This is a genomic window from Streptococcus sanguinis, assembly GCF_900635155.1.
In the GTDB taxonomy this organism is placed as follows: domain Bacteria; phylum Bacillota; class Bacilli; order Lactobacillales; family Streptococcaceae; genus Streptococcus; species Streptococcus sanguinis_G.
In genome coordinates, this window is sequence record NZ_LR134002.1 from 1,989,311 (window position 1) to 2,006,075 (window position 16,765).

General features: G+C 43.9%; 16 protein-coding genes and 2 pseudogenes. 4 read left to right on the top strand and 14 right to left on the bottom strand.

Features of this window, described 5'->3' with window-relative positions:
- Positions 1-13: 13 nt before the first annotated feature.
- The 10 genes from ELZ47_RS09885 to ELZ47_RS09925 all read right to left on the bottom strand — a co-directional run bounded on the left by ELZ47_RS09885 (position 14) and on the right by ELZ47_RS09925 (position 9,937).
- Positions 14-361, bottom strand: coding sequence for a hypothetical protein (locus ELZ47_RS09885; protein ID WP_126435918.1), 348 nt, complete (start codon positions 359-361; stop codon positions 14-16).
- Between the two features lie 11 nt (positions 362-372).
- Positions 373-1,629 carry a hypothetical protein gene (locus ELZ47_RS09890; protein WP_126435919.1) on the bottom strand — a complete coding sequence of 419 codons (1,257 nt, stop codon included), beginning with the start codon at positions 1,627-1,629 and terminating at the stop codon, positions 373-375.
- A gap of 224 nt (positions 1,630-1,853) precedes the next feature.
- On the bottom strand, positions 1,854-3,236 hold the full coding sequence (locus ELZ47_RS09895) for a CapA family protein (RefSeq protein ID WP_126435920.1): 1,383 nt from the start codon (positions 3,234-3,236) through the stop codon (positions 1,854-1,856).
- Between the two features lie 37 nt (positions 3,237-3,273).
- Entirely contained in the window at positions 3,274-3,459 is a 186-nt protein-coding gene (locus ELZ47_RS11890) for a hypothetical protein (RefSeq protein ID WP_164549609.1), read from the bottom strand.
- Positions 3,452-4,723: a TRZ/ATZ family protein gene (locus tag ELZ47_RS09900; protein ID WP_126435921.1), complete on the bottom strand. Its 1,272-nt coding sequence runs from the start codon at positions 4,721-4,723 to the stop codon at positions 3,452-3,454. The genes ELZ47_RS11890 and ELZ47_RS09900 overlap by 8 nt, the downstream gene beginning before the upstream one ends.
- A gap of 137 nt (positions 4,724-4,860) precedes the next feature.
- Positions 4,861-5,553, bottom strand: a complete 693-nt coding sequence (locus ELZ47_RS09905; protein WP_002898357.1) for a methionine ABC transporter permease — start codon at positions 5,551-5,553, stop codon at positions 4,861-4,863.
- Positions 5,553-6,620: a methionine ABC transporter ATP-binding protein gene (locus ELZ47_RS09910; protein WP_126435922.1), complete on the bottom strand. Its 1,068-nt coding sequence runs from the start codon at positions 6,618-6,620 to the stop codon at positions 5,553-5,555. Before ELZ47_RS09910 ends, ELZ47_RS09905 begins: the two co-directional genes overlap by 1 nt.
- 248 nt (positions 6,621-6,868) lie before the next feature.
- Positions 6,869-7,741, bottom strand: a complete 873-nt coding sequence (locus ELZ47_RS09915) for a MetQ/NlpA family ABC transporter substrate-binding protein (protein ID WP_126435923.1) — start codon at positions 7,739-7,741, stop codon at positions 6,869-6,871.
- Positions 7,742-7,899: 158 nt separating this feature from the next.
- A complete protein-coding gene (gene msrB / locus ELZ47_RS09920) occupies positions 7,900-8,835 on the bottom strand; it encodes a peptide-methionine (R)-S-oxide reductase MsrB (RefSeq protein WP_126435924.1) in 936 nt (311 codons plus the stop codon).
- A gap of 163 nt (positions 8,836-8,998) precedes the next feature.
- Positions 8,999-9,937: a dihydroorotate oxidase gene (locus ELZ47_RS09925; protein ID WP_126435925.1), complete on the bottom strand. Its 939-nt coding sequence runs from the start codon at positions 9,935-9,937 to the stop codon at positions 8,999-9,001.
- Between the two features lie 353 nt (positions 9,938-10,290).
- On the opposite strand from ELZ47_RS09925, the gene gdhA reads away from it, so the two are divergent.
- The 3 genes and pseudogenes from gdhA to ELZ47_RS09945 all read left to right on the top strand — a co-directional run.
- Positions 10,291-11,637, top strand: a complete 1,347-nt coding sequence (gene gdhA / locus ELZ47_RS09935; RefSeq protein WP_125330897.1) for an NADP-specific glutamate dehydrogenase — start codon at positions 10,291-10,293, stop codon at positions 11,635-11,637.
- Between the two features lie 31 nt (positions 11,638-11,668).
- Entirely contained in the window at positions 11,669-12,154 is a 486-nt protein-coding gene (locus ELZ47_RS09940; RefSeq protein WP_125330896.1) for a GNAT family N-acetyltransferase, read from the top strand.
- Positions 12,155-12,172: 18 nt separating this feature from the next.
- Positions 12,173-12,319, top strand: a pseudogene (locus ELZ47_RS09945) (NADP-specific glutamate dehydrogenase); the annotation flags it as partial.
- 56 nt (positions 12,320-12,375) lie between these two features.
- On the opposite strand, the gene ELZ47_RS09950 reads toward ELZ47_RS09945, so the two are convergent.
- From ELZ47_RS09950 to ELZ47_RS09965, 4 genes are all read right to left on the bottom strand, one after another.
- Positions 12,376-12,744: an EXLDI protein gene (locus ELZ47_RS09950; protein WP_126435926.1), complete on the bottom strand. Its 369-nt coding sequence runs from the start codon at positions 12,742-12,744 to the stop codon at positions 12,376-12,378.
- 64 nt (positions 12,745-12,808) lie between these two features.
- Positions 12,809-13,711 carry a DUF2268 domain-containing protein gene (locus tag ELZ47_RS09955; protein WP_126435927.1) on the bottom strand — a complete coding sequence of 301 codons (903 nt, stop codon included), beginning with the start codon at positions 13,709-13,711 and terminating at the stop codon, positions 12,809-12,811.
- A 174-nt stretch (positions 13,712-13,885) separates the two neighbouring features.
- Positions 13,886-14,515 carry a DUF4352 domain-containing protein gene (locus ELZ47_RS09960; RefSeq protein ID WP_126435928.1) on the bottom strand — a complete coding sequence of 210 codons (630 nt, stop codon included), beginning with the start codon at positions 14,513-14,515 and terminating at the stop codon, positions 13,886-13,888.
- A gap of 21 nt (positions 14,516-14,536) precedes the next feature.
- Complete coding sequence (locus ELZ47_RS09965) at positions 14,537-15,400, bottom strand: mechanosensitive ion channel family protein (RefSeq protein ID WP_002907299.1); 864 nt, start codon at positions 15,398-15,400, stop codon at positions 14,537-14,539.
- Between the two features lie 143 nt (positions 15,401-15,543).
- Here ELZ47_RS09965 and sstT point away from each other — a divergent pair.
- A pseudogene (gene sstT / locus ELZ47_RS09970) lies at positions 15,544-16,753 on the top strand (serine/threonine transporter SstT).
- Positions 16,754-16,765: the final 12 nt, after the last annotated feature.

Here is a 16,765-nt window from a genome sequence, read left to right on the forward strand (position 1 = left end):
GACAGGTCTTTTATCAGTAATTCCTGCTTTGTAAAATATCCATAATATCTTCATGCCTATCTGCATTATTGTTTGATGAAACCGCCCATATCATCAATAAAATCCAGCCTAGTAGGGTCGGACTAAGTAGAAAGCATAGAAGAAAAATAATCAACTTACTTCCTGTTCGACAAATCAAAGCTGGAAGAATAGCTAACCAAGTGAATAAAGCAATTAAAATAATAATAACACTTAAAACAATATTCTCATATTCGACAGACATACTAGATGCTATTTGAGGTAAAAAGAACAAATAAATAACTGTATAGGTAGGAATTGCATAAAGCATAAAAAAGATAAGATTAGTTAGAGATTGTTTCATAATTAATTTCCTTATTTTCTATAAACTGAATTCTTATGTTCAGTATATTCTCCAAAAGTAAGTTCTCTACGATTGTTTTTCAATAGTACCCCATAAAGCTTCCGAGTCGTTCCATCATTATCTGATATCAAAGTGATAACTATATTCGCCACGTATTCCTTGGGTTCTTGAGGTGCTCCATTGTCATCTAAAACAAGGCCCCAAACTTTTGTTTCCTGACTAGGTTCTTCTATTTTTACTTTAAAAAGTGTTTCTCCCCCTGATGTAATCATACTTCCTGTTCCATCTTCTTTAATTACGTAGCGAATACTTGATGTCCAATTAACATAGTCGCCTGCCCACTCTTTGTAGAGCGATGAATTATTGCTAATTGAAGATTCCGTACTATTGGTAGATGACGGTTTCGTTACCTTTGTAGTATAATCGAGAGCAATCCATCCTTTTCCAGACTTCACACGCCCCCAAAGATGTCCATCCGTTTGAACCGTTTCAGTAATCGTGTAAACCCCTTTCTCAATGAAACCTAAATCTTTCCCATTTAATGCTGGTTTTTCGCGAATAATCAAATTGTCAATATCGACTTGCACTTGATAATTTACTGGTACCGAAGCAACGCTACTAGACTGAGTAGAGCTATTTTGTTTTTCTTGAACATTAGTTGATGATTCTTTTTCAGCAACTTCTTCCTGATTTTTTGTATCCCGAATCTGGTTACTAGATGCTTGAACAGTTGCTATTTGAGTACGATAAGTATTAATAGCATTTTTATAGATGATAAAAACAAGACAGAGTAAAGATAAAATCATACAAGTAGAGATAAAAACAGTATCTCTTTTGCTTTCCTGTCGCCATCGCAATCTGTCTTCTAAATCAGCTCCTGCTGAATGACTATTTTGTTTATTTAATTTGGCAGCAAGCTCGTTTTCCTCTGATTCTCTTTTAGCCCACGAATCTCCATGTGCATGATTTACCGATACGAGCTGTTTCTCTAATGTTTTATCTACTGCTAACTGAATTTGCTGTGCTTGTGATTCTGCAAGCCGCTTTTTCTCATAATAAATCTCCCTCTTTTGCTCTTCCTCATTCAATAAAACTTGCAAGTCTCCCCGAATAAGTAAATCTGTTGTCTGAGCTAAAGTTTTTCTCAGCTCAAAAATACGTTCGTCCATTTTTTCCTCTAAAAGGGCGATTCGTGCTTTCTCAGCTAACCTTTGCTTTTCTAACAATCGTTCCTCACGTAATTTAGCAGCACTTTTATTTTCTTCCATAACTTTTTCATCCCTTTTTTCTCAGTTAAGCATTGAGCCCCAAATCAATGCCTGTTATGCATAGTATAGCAACTTTTTTATATAACGACAATCTTAAAATAAAAAAGCATAGACCTGAACTGCAACTCCAACAATGCTTTTAAAATCTTTATCAAAAACTAAATTTCAAAACAGCAAAAACCAGATTGGAAAATCCAATCTGGCTAAACTCATATTCAAGCAATTTATTGCCCCGGCCAGTTCAGTCCAACATGAGAATTCATTTCCTGATAGGCAGTATCAATCCGTGCTCTAGTTTCTTGGTTCAGTTTGTCTCGATACTTGCCACCTTCGACAAAGTCATCCAAAATCCAGGTCTGATAAGTGTATAAAGGTAGACCGTCTACTGAAGTAGCGCTCTTTTCAACTCGGCTGACCCAGCTCGGATGAGCCTGAGCACTTTTTATCTGCGTGCCCTTTGGTGTTTTTTCAATGGTAACATCCATCAGCACTCCGCGCTCAGTCCAATGAGCATTTTCAATCTCCTCCATGGTTTCGATGCGCTGATTGGAAATAAAATTCCCCATAGAATACATAATCAGCTTCTTCTGGCCGTCTTTCTCTAAAATCTCCGCCGGCTGAACCACATGCGGATGCCCTCCAAAGACGATATCTGCTCCCCAGTCAACCATTTTATGGTAGAGGGTCATCTGCTCCTCTGTTGGCTCCAACTGGTACTCTATCCCCATCTGAGGCATGACGACTGTGATGTCAGCTTCCTTTTCTGCCCGCTCAATCTCGGCTCGCATCTTTTCTTCATCCAGATCGGACAGGCGATTATCATAATCTTCCTGATTGAGAAGCCCCTCCATACCATTGTAACCATAGGAGTAAGCCAGCAGTGCAATCTTAATGCCTTTGACTTCCTTTATCAAAATCGGTGCCTGACTGCGTTTTTCATGCGGGTAAACACCGATGGGAGTGATTCCCTCTTTTTCAAAAGCCTGAGCTGTAGTAAAAACTCCCTCCAAGCCAGAGTCTAAAATGTGGTTATGAGCCAGGTCCATCACCTGATAGCCTGCCTCCTTGATTGCTGGAACTACAGCTTCCGGAGCATTAAAGAGCGGATAGCCATTTAGGGGATAGCCCGGCCGAATCGTGCCTTCAAAGTCCCCTAAGACCAAATCTCCCTGCTGAAGCCATTCTTTGGCATAGTGGAAATTCTCAGAAAAATCATAAGTTCCGTCTTCTTTCTGGGCACTCAGATAAAGGCCGTCGTGATAAAGCAAATCCCCAGTCGCCATGATACGAACCGTCTGATTCTGTGAGGAATCTGACTGCTGCTCTTTCTTACTAGGCAACAGAAAGGAGAAGTCCTGCACATGCTCTGACAGCAGAATTAAGCCAGCTGACAGTCCAACAACTGTTAAAAGCACTCCGACAAACTGCCGATTGCTAAGCTGTTTTTGAAAGAACTTAGGACGAGGAAGCGGCAACTTCTTAATCCAATCCCGCCAAGCTTGGTAGGCATCTGTCAGAAGAGTGTGCTCCGTAGCAAAACCCGATATCTTTTTCCAAAGTTCCTGAAAAAAAGTCTGAATCTTCTCCCAAAGAAATTTTTTATCCATCGCATTTCTCCGCTTTTTCTTGCTTGATAACAGCACATCAATCTTTACTATATTGTACTATTTTTATCACCAAAAGGAAAGAAAAGCAAAAAGCAGGAGCTGGGAGAAGCATGCTATAATCTTCAAATTGTAGCAATCTCTCCCATTCTCCTGCTTCATTTTCTATTTTTTCAATTCTAAGAGCTGATTGCCGAGCTGAAACTCGGCTTTCATTCTCAAACAAAACCTCCTACATCAACGGTCAGCACTTGGCCGTCTCGGACAACCTGTCGCCCTGCAATGTAGACATCCTGAACATCGCTGCCTTTGACTGCGTACACTAGGTGCGACAGCATATTTTCCAAAGGATAGAGATGAAGTCGTCCCTTAGGTTGAATGACAATGAAATCGGCTTGTTTGCCCGTTTCCAGACTGCCGATTTTTTTCTCTAAGCCCAGAGCTTTGGCTCCTTCAATGGTCAAAGCTTTCAAGGCCTGCTCAATCGTAAACTGAGTCGCATCGCCTGCCCGCATCTTCTGAAGAAGGGCAGCTGTCCGACCTTCTTCAAACATATCCAGATTATTATTGGAAGCGACAGAGTCCGTCGCTAGGCCAACGGTCACCCCTGCGGCTAATAAGTCCGTCACCGGAGCTACTCCAGAAGCCAACTTGAGGTTGCTGATAGGATTGTGGGCAATGCTGACTGGTGAAGCCGCTAAATCCGCAATCTCTGACGGATTCAGTTCAACTCCGTGAGCAAAAATTGCTGGCCGATCCAAGTAGCCCAAGCCTTTTAAGAAAGCCAGAGGCCTTTTGCCATAGCGCTGCAGGATAATTTTATTTTCTTCCTGGGTCTCAGCTACATGGATATGAAGCTTCAAGTCCAGCTCACGCGCTAGCTCAAGACTGCCCTTGAGCAAAGCTTCGTCACAGGCATAAGGGGAATGAGGCGCCACCATAACCTGAAAATCTTCATCATCATAGGAGCGGATTTTCTCAATAATGGCCCGAGTACGTGCCAGAGTCTCTTCTGCCGTTTCCGCCTCTGAGCTAAAGAGTGTTGGTGAGAAATAGCAGCGCATACCAGACTGCCGCACAGTCTGATAAATCCGGTCAATATCCACTCCCTGAGGATTATACATGTCGTTAAAAGTCGTTGTTCCTGACAGCAACATTTCAGCGAGAGCCAGCTGGACAGCCTCGGTCGTTAGATCCTCCGTGAATTGACTTTCTGCTGGCCAGATATAGTCCTCCAGCCATTCATGCAGATTGCTGTCATCACGAATCCCGCGCAGCAAGGTCATGGCCGAGTGAGTATGACAGTTAACCAGTCCTGGCATGATCCAAGCACCTTCATAATCCACTGTTTCACTGCATTTCCCTAGCCAGTTTTCATCATAGGGACCGCAGTAGGCAATGCGGTCGTCCTCAACCACTAGCAGCCCGTCCCGGTAAACATGAAATGCGCTGTCACAGGTCACCAGATTGACATTTGTATAAGCTTTCATCCGCCATATCCTCACTTTCCCAACACTTGGTTTCAAAAGATTTTAGCTATTATAACAAGCCTAATCTAATTGTGCAAGTCTTTTTATAAAATTATGGCATAAAAAAGAGCCCCAGCTGAGGCCCTAGTTGTCAATCATTATCTATGACTAATCTTCCGCGTCAGGAAATCCCCAACAAACTGAATAAAGAAGATGAGCAGCAAAATAAGAATAGTCGCAAGAATGGTCACATCATGGTTGAAACGCTGATAACCATAAGTCAGGGCAACATTTCCCAGTCCACCAGCTCCAATCGCTCCGGCCATAGCGGTCTCACCAACCAGAGAGATTAGCGTAACAGTCGTCACCCGAATCAAGTCCGGCAGACCTTCCCGCAGGTAGACACCGACAATGTCCCAGAAGGTTGCTCCACTAGCCTGCGCTGCTTCAATAACTCCTCGGTCTAGTTCGGATAAGACCACCTGAACCTGACGGGCAAAGAAAGGAAAAACAGCCAGCGAAAGAGGCACCAAGGCCGCAGTCGGTCCAATCCCAGTTCCCACAATAATCCGAGTAAAGGGATTGATAAGGGCTAGGAGAATGATGAAAGGAATAGCCCGAAAAATAGAGGTAACCTTGTCTAGGACGAAAAAGACAAGTCTATTTTCCAAAATACCTCTCGGCCCTGTCAAGACGAGCAAGAGACCAGCGATAAAGCCTAGAATCCCTCCGATAAAGAAAGGAATGATAGTCATATACAGGGTTAGGTAAATAGCTGTTCCCCAGCCAGCCTGCCCAGACCAGCCCATTCTATAAACATTGGGCATAAATTGTTGAATCAGCTGTAGCATTAGTTACTCCTTTCTTTCAGAACATGCAGCTCTACTCCTGCTTCGCGCAGACTTTCCTGCACCGCCGCCAGTTGCTTGGTCTCTCCAGATAAGATAACGACCATTTCTCCGACCGGTACATGATCTAAAATCTCAATATTGGCGTGAAGAATATTGGCCGATATTTGATACTGCTTGTAAATGTCGTTTATAATGGCTGTGTCCGTCACCACACCTGAGTATTTCAGGTGGGCCAGAATGGAATTTTCCGGCAATTTTTGCACAATCTTCTGCTGATTGATTTTGATCATGGCCTCATTGATACCGGTTGCGGTCGTAATGAAATCTTGGGTCAGCTCATTCTTGGGATTAGAGAAAATATCCAGAACTGAGCCTTCCTCAATCAGCCGACCATTTTGCATAACCGCTACCCGGTTGGCAATGTCCTTGACAATCTGCATTTCGTGAGTAATGAGGACAATAGTCAGGCCCAATTTTTGATTCAAATCCTGCAATAGAGCTAAAATCTGCTTGGTCGTCTTAGGATCCAGAGCGGATGTGGACTCGTCCGAGATTAGGATTTTGGGATCATTGGCCAAGGCCCGCGCAATAGCCACCCGCTGCTTCTGACCGCCAGACAGCTGGGCAGGATAATTGTCCGCCCGATCCGCTAAGCCCACCAAGTCTAAAAGCGTATGAACTTTCTTCTCTTTTTCAGCAGCTGATAAAGGTGAATGCTTGAGCGCAAAGGCAACATTTTCCTTGGCTGTCATCTGAGCCATGAGGTTAAAATGCTGGAAAATCATCCCAATATCCTTACGCTTTTGGCGTAGCTCAGCCGCAGTAAGCTGAACCTGATGATGATCATAGAAAACCGTATCATCCACCGTGATCTTACCGGCAGACGGCACCTGCAGCAAGTTAATAACACGGACCAAGGTAGACTTTCCGGCACCAGAATAACCTACAATTCCATAAATATCTCCCTGATTAATATGAATGGTCACATCTTCTACGGCCCTAATGTCTTGCTTCTTTTGATTAAAAACGACATCAATGTGATCCAATTTGATAATTTCTTTGCCCATAATTTCCGATTCACTCCTTGATTTGTCCAATATGAGATTTAGCCACTATAGACTTTTAGTTTGCTTTCCGCCTGTCGCTTAACTAGGGAAACGTGATGCCACAAGCCGCAATCTTTACCGACCTAACCCAAAGCCAGATACTGTTCAAACTAAATGACCATAATAGCAGATAAAGGGCTGGAGAAGCTAATCTCCGCCCTTCTTAATCATTTCATTTATTCAATACAATGACCTTCTGCTGGTAAAAATTACCAAACTGGCTGATCCATACCATCTGATGATTCTTCGATAACTTTTTTCACTTCATCAGTGTGGTAAGCCTTGATAATTTTTTCAATCGCGTCAGCCTTGTCTGATTTCTTCCAATCTGCTTTCGCTGCAATCAGGTTATACCATTGTTTTGAGTTTTCATTGGCTTCTTCTTTGAAGAGGGCCTTCTTGTAGTCAATCCCTGCTTCGCGAACGAAAGTATTATTGACAACTGCAGCATCTGCTGAAGTCAGAGAAGCTGGAGTTTGAGAAGCATCCAACTCAGAAATTGTCAGATTCTTCTTGTTTTCTTTGATGTTGGCAACAGTCGCAAGCTCGTTCCCTTTAACATCAAGCTTGATCAAGCCAGCTGATTCAAGAAGATAAAGAGCACGGCTCTCATTTGTCGCATCATTTGGAACGGCAATCGTACCATTTTCTGGGATGTCTTTCACATCTGTATATTTATTTTTGCCGTCCTTTGTACCAGAGTAGAGACGAATCGGTGCGATATAAGTATCCGCAACAGACACAAGGTCTGCTCCCTTCTCTTTGTTCCAGTTTTCAAGGAAATTATAATGTTGGAAGGCATTGATGTCCACATCACCATCAAGTAGAGCTTGGTTAGGCTGAGAGTAGTCGGTAAACTGCGTATACTCTAATTTAACGCCTGCATTTTCTTTGTCAAGAATCTCTTGAACCTTGTTCCAGCGCGCTTCTTCTGTATCACTCAGGCTCATTACCCCAACCTTGACGGTTACAGGTCCGTCTGCTGACTTGCTCTCCTTACTAGAAGAGCCTCCGCAAGCTGCCAAACCCAAGGCTGCAAGGCCTACTAAGCCTACTGAAAAGATTTTTTTCAAATTCATCATTTATTCTCCTTTGATGGATAAAATTCTAAATCCTCTATTTTATAAGATTACTTCTCATTTTACCATGTTCAAGGAGACTTGGCTTATATAAATAATTTATCGCCGTGATAAAAAAATTATATGACTGTTTGAAGCATTTGAGTTGATTTTATGCCCTTTTACTGCATGAAAGTCAGCAGATAGCCATATCCTTCTGCTTCCATTTTTTCTTTTGGAATAAATCGCAGAGCTGCTGAGTTGATACAGTAACGTAGGCCTCCTGCTGCTTCTGGACCGTCTGTGAAGACATGACCCAGATGGGCATTGCCAGAACGGCTACGCACTTCGATACGCTCCATTCCATGGCTCTTGTCTTCATAGTATCTCAGAACTTCTCTGGCAATAGGCCGGCTAAAGCTAGGCCAGCCGCAGCCAGACTCAAACTTATCTCCAGCAAAAAAGAGGGACTCTCCAGTCGTCACATCTACATAAATTCCTTCTTCAAAAGTGGCATTGTAGGCATTATGGAAAGGACGCTCTGTTGCACTATTCTGAGTCACCTGGTACTGCTCTTCCGTCAGCTGCTCTTTCAGTTCCGCATCTGTAGGCTTCTCGTACTGGCCTGGATCGACCAAGGGCTGATAGGCATCATTGACATTGATATGACAGTAGCCACCGGGATTTTTCTTGAGATAATCCTGATGATAGTCCTCAGCTAGGACATAGTGGCGCAAAGGCTCTAGCTCAACAGCAATCTTTTGTCCCAACTGCTTTTCTTGCTCAGCAAAGACCTGCTCAATGACTGCCTTATCAGCTTGATTGGTATAGTAAACGCCCGTCCGATATTGACGGCCAACATCATTTCCCTGCTTATTGACCGACAGAGGATCAATAACTCGGAAATAATAGAGCAGGATTTCCCGCAGGCTGACCCGCTCTTCATCATAGATTAGATGAACCGTCTCTGCATGGTCCGTCTGGTGAATCAGCTGGTAGTTGGTTGCTTCCACCTGTCCATTGGCGTATCCCACTGTCGTTTCCTCTACACCCTCAATGCGGGAGAAGTACTCTTCCAAGCCCCAGAAGCACCCACCTGCTAGATAAATTTCTGCCATGAAAACACCTCATTTCTTTGTGTCTATTTTCTCATAAAAGGAGTCGAAATTATAGCAATTTGATTAGAACTTTCTTCAAAATAATATGAAAAAGCTAGGTTTCAATACTTCTCAACCCAGCCATATTCTTCATTTCAAATCACAACAACACTTATATAGAAGATTACCCCTCAATATACTTCAATTTCCCTCGGAAATCTTCCAGACTTTCATAGCCTTTTTCTTCCATAATATCCTTGAGTTCTGTGGTAATGCGCTCGAAGGCTGCCACTCCTTCTTTATGAAGGGTTGTTCCTACCTGCACCATACTGGCTCCACAGAGGATATGCTCAAAAGCATCGCGGCCAGTCAGGACACCACCAGTTCCGATGATTTGGATTTCCGGTTTCAGGCGTTGGTAAAAGGCATGGACATTAGCTAGAGCGGTCGGCTTGATATACTGACCTCCGATACCTCCAAAACCATTTTTCGGACGAATGACCACTGACTCATCTTCTATATAAAGACCGTTTCCGATTGAGTTTACACAATTGACAAACTTGAGTGGATATTTGTTAAAAATCGCAGCGGCTTGATCAAAATGCACGATGTCAAAATAAGGAGGCAGCTTGATACCCAGTGGCTTGGTGAAATAAGCAAAAACCTCTGACAAAATCTTTTCCGTCGTTTCAAAGTCATAAGCAATCTGCGGCTTACCAGGGACATTGGGGCAGGAGAGATTGAGCTCAGTAATGCCTTTAAAGTCACTTGCCTGAACTTTCTGAAGAATGGTGTGGGTTTCTTCTGGTGACATACCAACCAAAGAGAGGAAGAAAGTGCGATTTGGTTCACTTTCCTGGAGTTCCAGCAGGTAGTCAAGATAGTAGTCTAAGCCATTGTTGGGCAGCCCCATGGAGTTGATAGACCCTAGCGGTACATCTTGATAGCGCGGTTCTGGATTCCCCTGACGGAAGTCCAGCGTCGCTGTCTTGGTCACAAAGGTTCCCGCAGCAGAGTCTTTGACTTCTGCCAGTTCCTCTTTTTTCATGCAGGCAACCCCAGCTGCATTCATCAGGCAGTTATCAAAATCAAAACCAGCAATTTGTGTAGATGTCGAAACCATAGTAAAACGCTCCTTTTTCTTACAAAGGCGAATGCCTTTAGCTCATTTCCCCTATTATATCACCAAACTCCACTTTTTCGTTTTTTTAACCGGCAATTCCTGACTAACGTTCGGAAAATATCCAGTTCGATTGGTCGTCTTTCTGAAATATTTCAGAAAACAAATTGTGGAAATTTTTAGAAAATTCAACTTTTTTCTTTACAAGGGAAAAAAAGTCTGCTATAATGTTCCATGTAATAAAATATGACATTTAAAAGATGTCTGTTTTAAAGATTTAAACACATCCTAGTCACACAAGCTGCAAGCAGCTTCCGACAGGATGGTTTACTATTTTATTTAAAGGAGAATGACAGATGACAACTGCTAAAGAATATATCCAAAGCACTTTCGAGACCGTAAAAGCCCGCAACGGACACGAGGCAGAATTCCTCCAAGCTGTTGAAGAGTTTCTCAATACCCTGGAGCCTGTTTTTGAAAAACACCCAGAATACATTGAGGAAAACATCCTAGCGCGTATTACGGAGCCTGAGCGCGTTATCAGCTTCCGTGTTCCTTGGGTAGACCGCGAAGGTAAAGTACAAGTTAACCGTGGTTACCGCGTACAATTTAACTCAGCAGTTGGTCCTTATAAAGGCGGACTTCGTTTCCACCCAACTGTAAACCAAGGGATCTTGAAGTTCCTCGGCTTTGAGCAAATCTTCAAAAATGTCTTGACTGGCCTGCCAATCGGCGGTGGTAAAGGTGGATCTGACTTTGATCCAAAAGGCAAGACAGATGCTGAAGTGATGCGCTTCTGCCAAAGCTTCATGACTGAATTGCAAAAACATATCGGCCCATCACTTGACGTCCCAGCTGGTGATATTGGTGTCGGCGGACGTGAAATCGGCTACCTCTACGGCCAATACAAACGCCTCAATCAATTCGACGCTGGTGTCTTGACTGGTAAACCCCTTGGATTTGGTGGCAGCTTGATCCGTCCAGAAGCAACTGGTTACGGCTTGGTTTACTACACCGAAGAAATGCTGAAAGCTAATGGTAACAGCTTTGCTGGCAAGAAGGTGGTTATTTCCGGTTCTGGTAACGTAGCTCAATACGCTCTCCAAAAAGCAACTGAGCTGGGAGCAACTGTTATCTCTGTATCTGACTCAAACGGTTATGTCATCGATGAAAACGGTATTGACTTTGACCTTTTGGTTGATGTCAAAGAAAAACGCCGCGCTCGTTTGACTGAATATGCAGCTGAGAAACCAACCACTACTTACCATGAAGGTTCTGTATGGACTTACGCTGGTAACTATGATATTGCTCTGCCATGTGCGACTCAAAATGAAATCAATGGCGAAGCTGCTAAACGCTTGGTTGCTCAAGGTGTTATCTGTGTATCTGAAGGTGCCAACATGCCGAGCGACCTGGATGCTATCGCTGTTTACAAAGAAAATGGTATCTTCTACGGACCTGCCAAAGCTGCCAATGCTGGTGGTGTAGCTGTATCCGCTCTGGAAATGAGCCAAAACAGCCTTCGTCTGTCATGGACTCGCGAAGAAGTGGACGGACGTCTCAAAGACATCATGACAAACATCTTCAACACAGCTAAAACAACTGCTGAAACATACGGTCTTGGTACTGACTACCTTGCAGGAGCAAATATCGCTGCCTTCGAAAACGTGGCCAACGCTATGATTGCCCAAGGTATTGTTTAACTAGTTGATACATCCTATCGGAGGACAAATCATGAACTTACGGCCAATGGAAGTGAGAGACAATCCAGCTGTAGCGCAGCTCATTCGAGCCAGCCTAGAAGAATTCGGGCTTGACAAACCAGGAACTGTCTACTTTGATTCTCATCTAGATCATTTGGCCGACTACTATCAACATCAAGAGAGGGCAGCTTACTTTGTTCTGGAAGATGAAGGTCATCTCGTTGGCTGCGGTGGCTTTGCACCTGTGTCTGATAAGATAGCTGAATTACAAAAACTCTATGTCACTAAAAACAGTCGTGGCAAAGGTTATTCCAGCCGGCTGATAAAGCAGATTTTCCAAGAAGCCCGCCTAGCAGGTTATGAACAGCTTTATCTAGAAACCACTACTGAACTGGCTACGGCCGTGGCCATCTATCAGCACTATGGTTTTACATCACTGCAACAACCACTTTCTAACGCCGCCGGCCACCCAGCTATGAATATCTGGATGATAAAATCTCTCTTATCAGATAAATAGATGCCAGTATACTCTGTCCGTCTCAAGGACATCATGACCAACATCCTCAACACAGCTAAAACTACCGCTGAAACTTACGGACTTAGTAAAGACTATCTGGCTTATGCTAACATTGCTTCTTTCGAAAACGTAGCCAATGCTATGATTGCGCAAGGTCCTGTTTAAGTACTATTTAACTAGAACTCAAAAAAATCCGACTGCTTATAAAAGCGGTCGGATTTTTATATATCTAATTTTTCAAAAAACTTGCCTGCTGACTGCTTTTCTTTTAGCTTCTCCAGCAGATCATTCTCCAGAAAAGGACTTAGTTCATCAAAATCTTGACAAACCTTAAAGACAGTTTCTCTGTCCAACTGGTCATAAGCTAGTTCGTAATAGTCCTTATTATGATGCCAGTTCTTGTCATAGTTGACATCTGTTCGCTGATAGTAAACGATGTTTTGCTTCGGTGTCAGGTAAAGCTTCTGCGTCAGAATGCTTTTCTGATCTTTGGACAGCTTGCTACGACTGAAAATCCTCACACCTTGAAAGATCTTGCGCTCATGGATACCTTGATTTGTGACTTTCAATTCAACTGTTTTATAGTGCATATAGTCACCTCCAGAAATTACCTACATTATATCAGGTTCTGGCAGATTTTCAAGCAAAAATGTGTCATTGCCAAAAGTCTTTCGTCGCCTCTAAAATCTCTTCTGTGGGTGTTACTGTCGCTTCAATAATGCTCTTGCCAGTCTTTTTCAGATAAGCTTGTATCAAATGATAGCCATAAGCATAGCCTGCAGCATAGGGCATACCGACTGGTATTTGACCCTGTATTTCTGCAATTTCATCACCATAGAGATAAGGAGCCATTTCCGCCATCCCCGTTAGCTGAAGCTGACTGGAGATGATGGGCTTAATCTCTTCTAACTGCTCTGGACTGGTTGAAGTGACCCAAGGTCCAATAAGCTCTTTACCATAGAGCTCAGCAGCAAAAGACTCCGCCAATCCTTCACTAACTACCCAGTCTGCTAATGTCGTCTGCTGGTTCCATTTGATAAATTGGAAGCGGACATTATGATTGCACTCGTGAGCCAACGCCGCCTGCACACGTGGCAAAGTATAGTCATTTGGTAGTAGACTAAGCATGAGGTAGCCTGGGATTCCACCATCTCCGCTGTAACCCTTATTGAGCTGTAGCATAGGCTTGTCTGGATTGCCCAATAAAATAGTAAAATGGTAATCCTCAACCTCTAAATCATAGCCAGCCTGTTCAAAAAGACCAATACTCCTTTTGATGGTATCCTGGCAGTCTTGCCAGAGTTGATCAGAGCTCAGAGAGTCGATAGCTGGTCTATCCTTTTCTGACAGAGTTCCAGGCAGCTGATTCATAAAGCCAAGTAGAAATAGAGCATCAAATCCTCCAGGATACTTCGCTTTTAAAGGAATGTGCTGAGTTTGGTATTTAAGAGCAAATGGAGCGAGTATTTTCGCTCGAAAACAGCCCTCCCTTTTATCAAATGGAAGTTCAAGCAGCTCTTGATAAACCTTATCTGAACGAATCATATTGATTTTCATGGTAATCTCCTTTTCTAATTTTCACCAGTATACACCCTCCTCTAGGGTCATAGTCAAGAAAAAGATTTGAAACTTTTGTCTCAAATCCTCTTTCATCTATAACATTTGCTGCCTCCACTTTCAAATCTGGGTGCGGAAAGTAGCAAAGGTATTAGAGTAATAGGATAATTTTCCCTACTGATCCTTCTTTTTCTCTTGCTTTGGCTTGCTTTTCTCCTTTTGCCACTTAGCATTGTCGTAGGTCACGGTATAGGTATCCTCATCGCCGCCTTCCCCGTCAAATACCAAGTCAAAGCGGATAGACTTGCCTGGCGCCAGATTGGTGCCGATTTGTGTATTGTCAAAGGTTGAGCCGTCCAAAATATAGACATTCTCCTTCTTGTCATAAAGTCCAAAGTCATAAGGACTGACCAGAATGGGCTTTTTAGAAGTGTTTTCAACCGTGATGGTTGCAACGACAGCTACTCCTGTTGACTCATCGCTCATGACTCGCTTGCTGTCTTCCACTGCCGAATGAACTGTCACCTTGAGTCCGCTGGAAAATTCAACTGTTTTCTCAAAAGCATGGCTGGAATAGGTCTCTAAAGGCGAGTTATGGTGGCCTGTGAGAGACTTGAGATGGTCATTTTCCTCCATAAGGCCAATCGTGGTGATGACGAGGAGAATGCTGAGCAAGGCCAGAAGAAAGATGATAATACCAGACACCAGAGCTGCCCAAAAGAGACCCTGCTTGTGGAGAGGACGTTTTAAACGGTAAACAAGATTGTCCTCACTGACAATCTCCTGCTGAATTCGCTGATTCATATGGACCTTTCTAATCAATAATTATTTGCCTTTGGAAAGAGGTCCAAGCGTCGGAAGCTCAATCCCCTCTCGTAAAAGCGCCTCATGGTAAAGACGGTAGAAGATATGGTAAATAGAAATCTGCATGCCTCCCTGCACTATCATGCTGATACGGAAGTTGAACTGGCCATTTGAAGCCATCTGCGGCCCCAAAATATTCGGTTCCTTGAGAATCTCCGGATGTTCTGGTACGGCTTCTTCATTGACCTTGGAAATGATGCGGTAAATCTCGTCCAAATCCGTCTGGGCATAAATGGGGATATCAATCAGAACACGCATATCTCCACGGGAAAGATTACTGACAACCATGATATTGCGGTTTGGAACAAAATGCAGCGTTCCGTCCGCGTCCCGTACCTGCGTCGTCCGAATCCCGACACTGATTACTGTTCCAGCGATGTTGATAGGACCGTTAGTCAGGCGGACATTGTCACCGACATCTAACTGTCGCTCGAGAAGGATAAAGAAGCCATTGACCAGGTCCGACAGGAAGCCCTGAGCTCCCATCCCGATAGCCACCCCAGCAATCCCGGCACCAGCCAAAAGGCTGGAAACCGGCAGTCCCAAGATGGATAAAACCCAGTAAATCAAGAGAAAATACAAGACATAATTAAGCAGATTCTCAATCAGACGAGTGATGGTTTTCTGTCTGGCTACATCCTGCTTGGATAGCTTGAGAGAGGGGGCAATAATTTTGGTCACTGACAAATGCAGGATTTTCTTAACGATGTAAAATAAGATAAAAAGCAGAAGTAAAGAGACCAGCTTGGAAAAAAGGTCATCTGCAATCTTGCTCCAGTCAAACTGCTGGATATAGCGAGAAAAGACATTTCCGGTCTTAGACATAGGCTACCTCCAAAAAGATTACTACCATTATACCACAAAGACCAATCAGCGCGGACATAGAATGGTTAGTCCGACCTAACATTGCTTTCACTCCCTTTCTATCGTATAATAAAATAAGTATCCAAGACAAGAAAGGAACTTACATGCTCCATCGCTCCATCACCATTTGGAATAAAACCAATCTAATCAAGCGGATTTCCATCGGTATTGGCATTGGTGTCCTAATTCTTCCCCCAAGCACAAGCCATCGGACTTCTGGGCCAAATCTTAGTTGGCGGCCTCAAGGCCATCGCTCCGCTCCTAGTCTTCGCTCTGGTGGCAAATGCCTTATCTCAACAGCAAAAAGGACAAAAGAGCAATATGAAGACAGTCATCTTGCTCTACCTTCTGGGAACCTTTGCGGCGGCCCTGGTCGCAGTCCTAGTCAACTTCTTCTTTCCCATTAGTATAGAGTTGGCTTCGTCCTCCCAAAAGGTTTCTCCGCCAGATGGAATCGGACAAGTTCTCAGCAATCTTCTGCTTCAGCTGGTGGACAATCCCGTCAACGCCCTCATCACCGCTAACTACATTGGTATCCTGTCCTGGGCTGTCATCTTTGGAATTGCCATGCGGGAAGCCAGCCACCACAGCAAGGAACTGTTGCAGACCTTGGCAGATATCACTTCTAAGATTGTCGAGTGGATTATCAATCTAGCCCCTCTGGGTATTTTAGGTCTGGTCTACACGACCATTTCCGGCAAAGGTTTCCAGGCTCTAAAAAGCTATGGCATCCTACTGCTGGTCTTGATAGCCAGCATGCTGATTGTCGCTCTGATTATCAATCCTTTGATTACCTTTATCATGCTGCGGAAAAATCCTTATCCCTTGGTCTGGCGCTGTCTACGAGTCAGTGGTGTGACTGCTTTTTTCACGCGCAGCTCAGCGGCTAACATCCCCGTCAACATGAAACTCTGTCGGGATCTGGGGCTCAATCCATAGACCTACTCGGTCTCTATTTCTCTGGGGGCCACTATCAACATGGCAGGGGCTGCTATTACTATCAATACCCTAACCTTAGCTGCTGTCAACACGCTGGATATCAGGGTTGACTTTGGAACGGCTCTCGTTCTCAGTGTCGTAGCGGCAATTTCTGTCTGCGGGGCTTCCGGCGTAGCTGGCGGTTCTCTCCTGCTCATTCCGGTCGCCTGCAGCCTCTTTGGGATTTCCAATGATTTGGCCATGCAGGTAGTCAGCGTCGGTTTCGTTATTAGTGTCATTCAGGACTCCTGCGAGACAGCTCTCAACTCTTCTACTGACGTTCTCTTTACAGCTGTGGCCGAGATGAGCAGCTGGCCAAAAGAAAAACGCTATTAATTTCGACAAAAA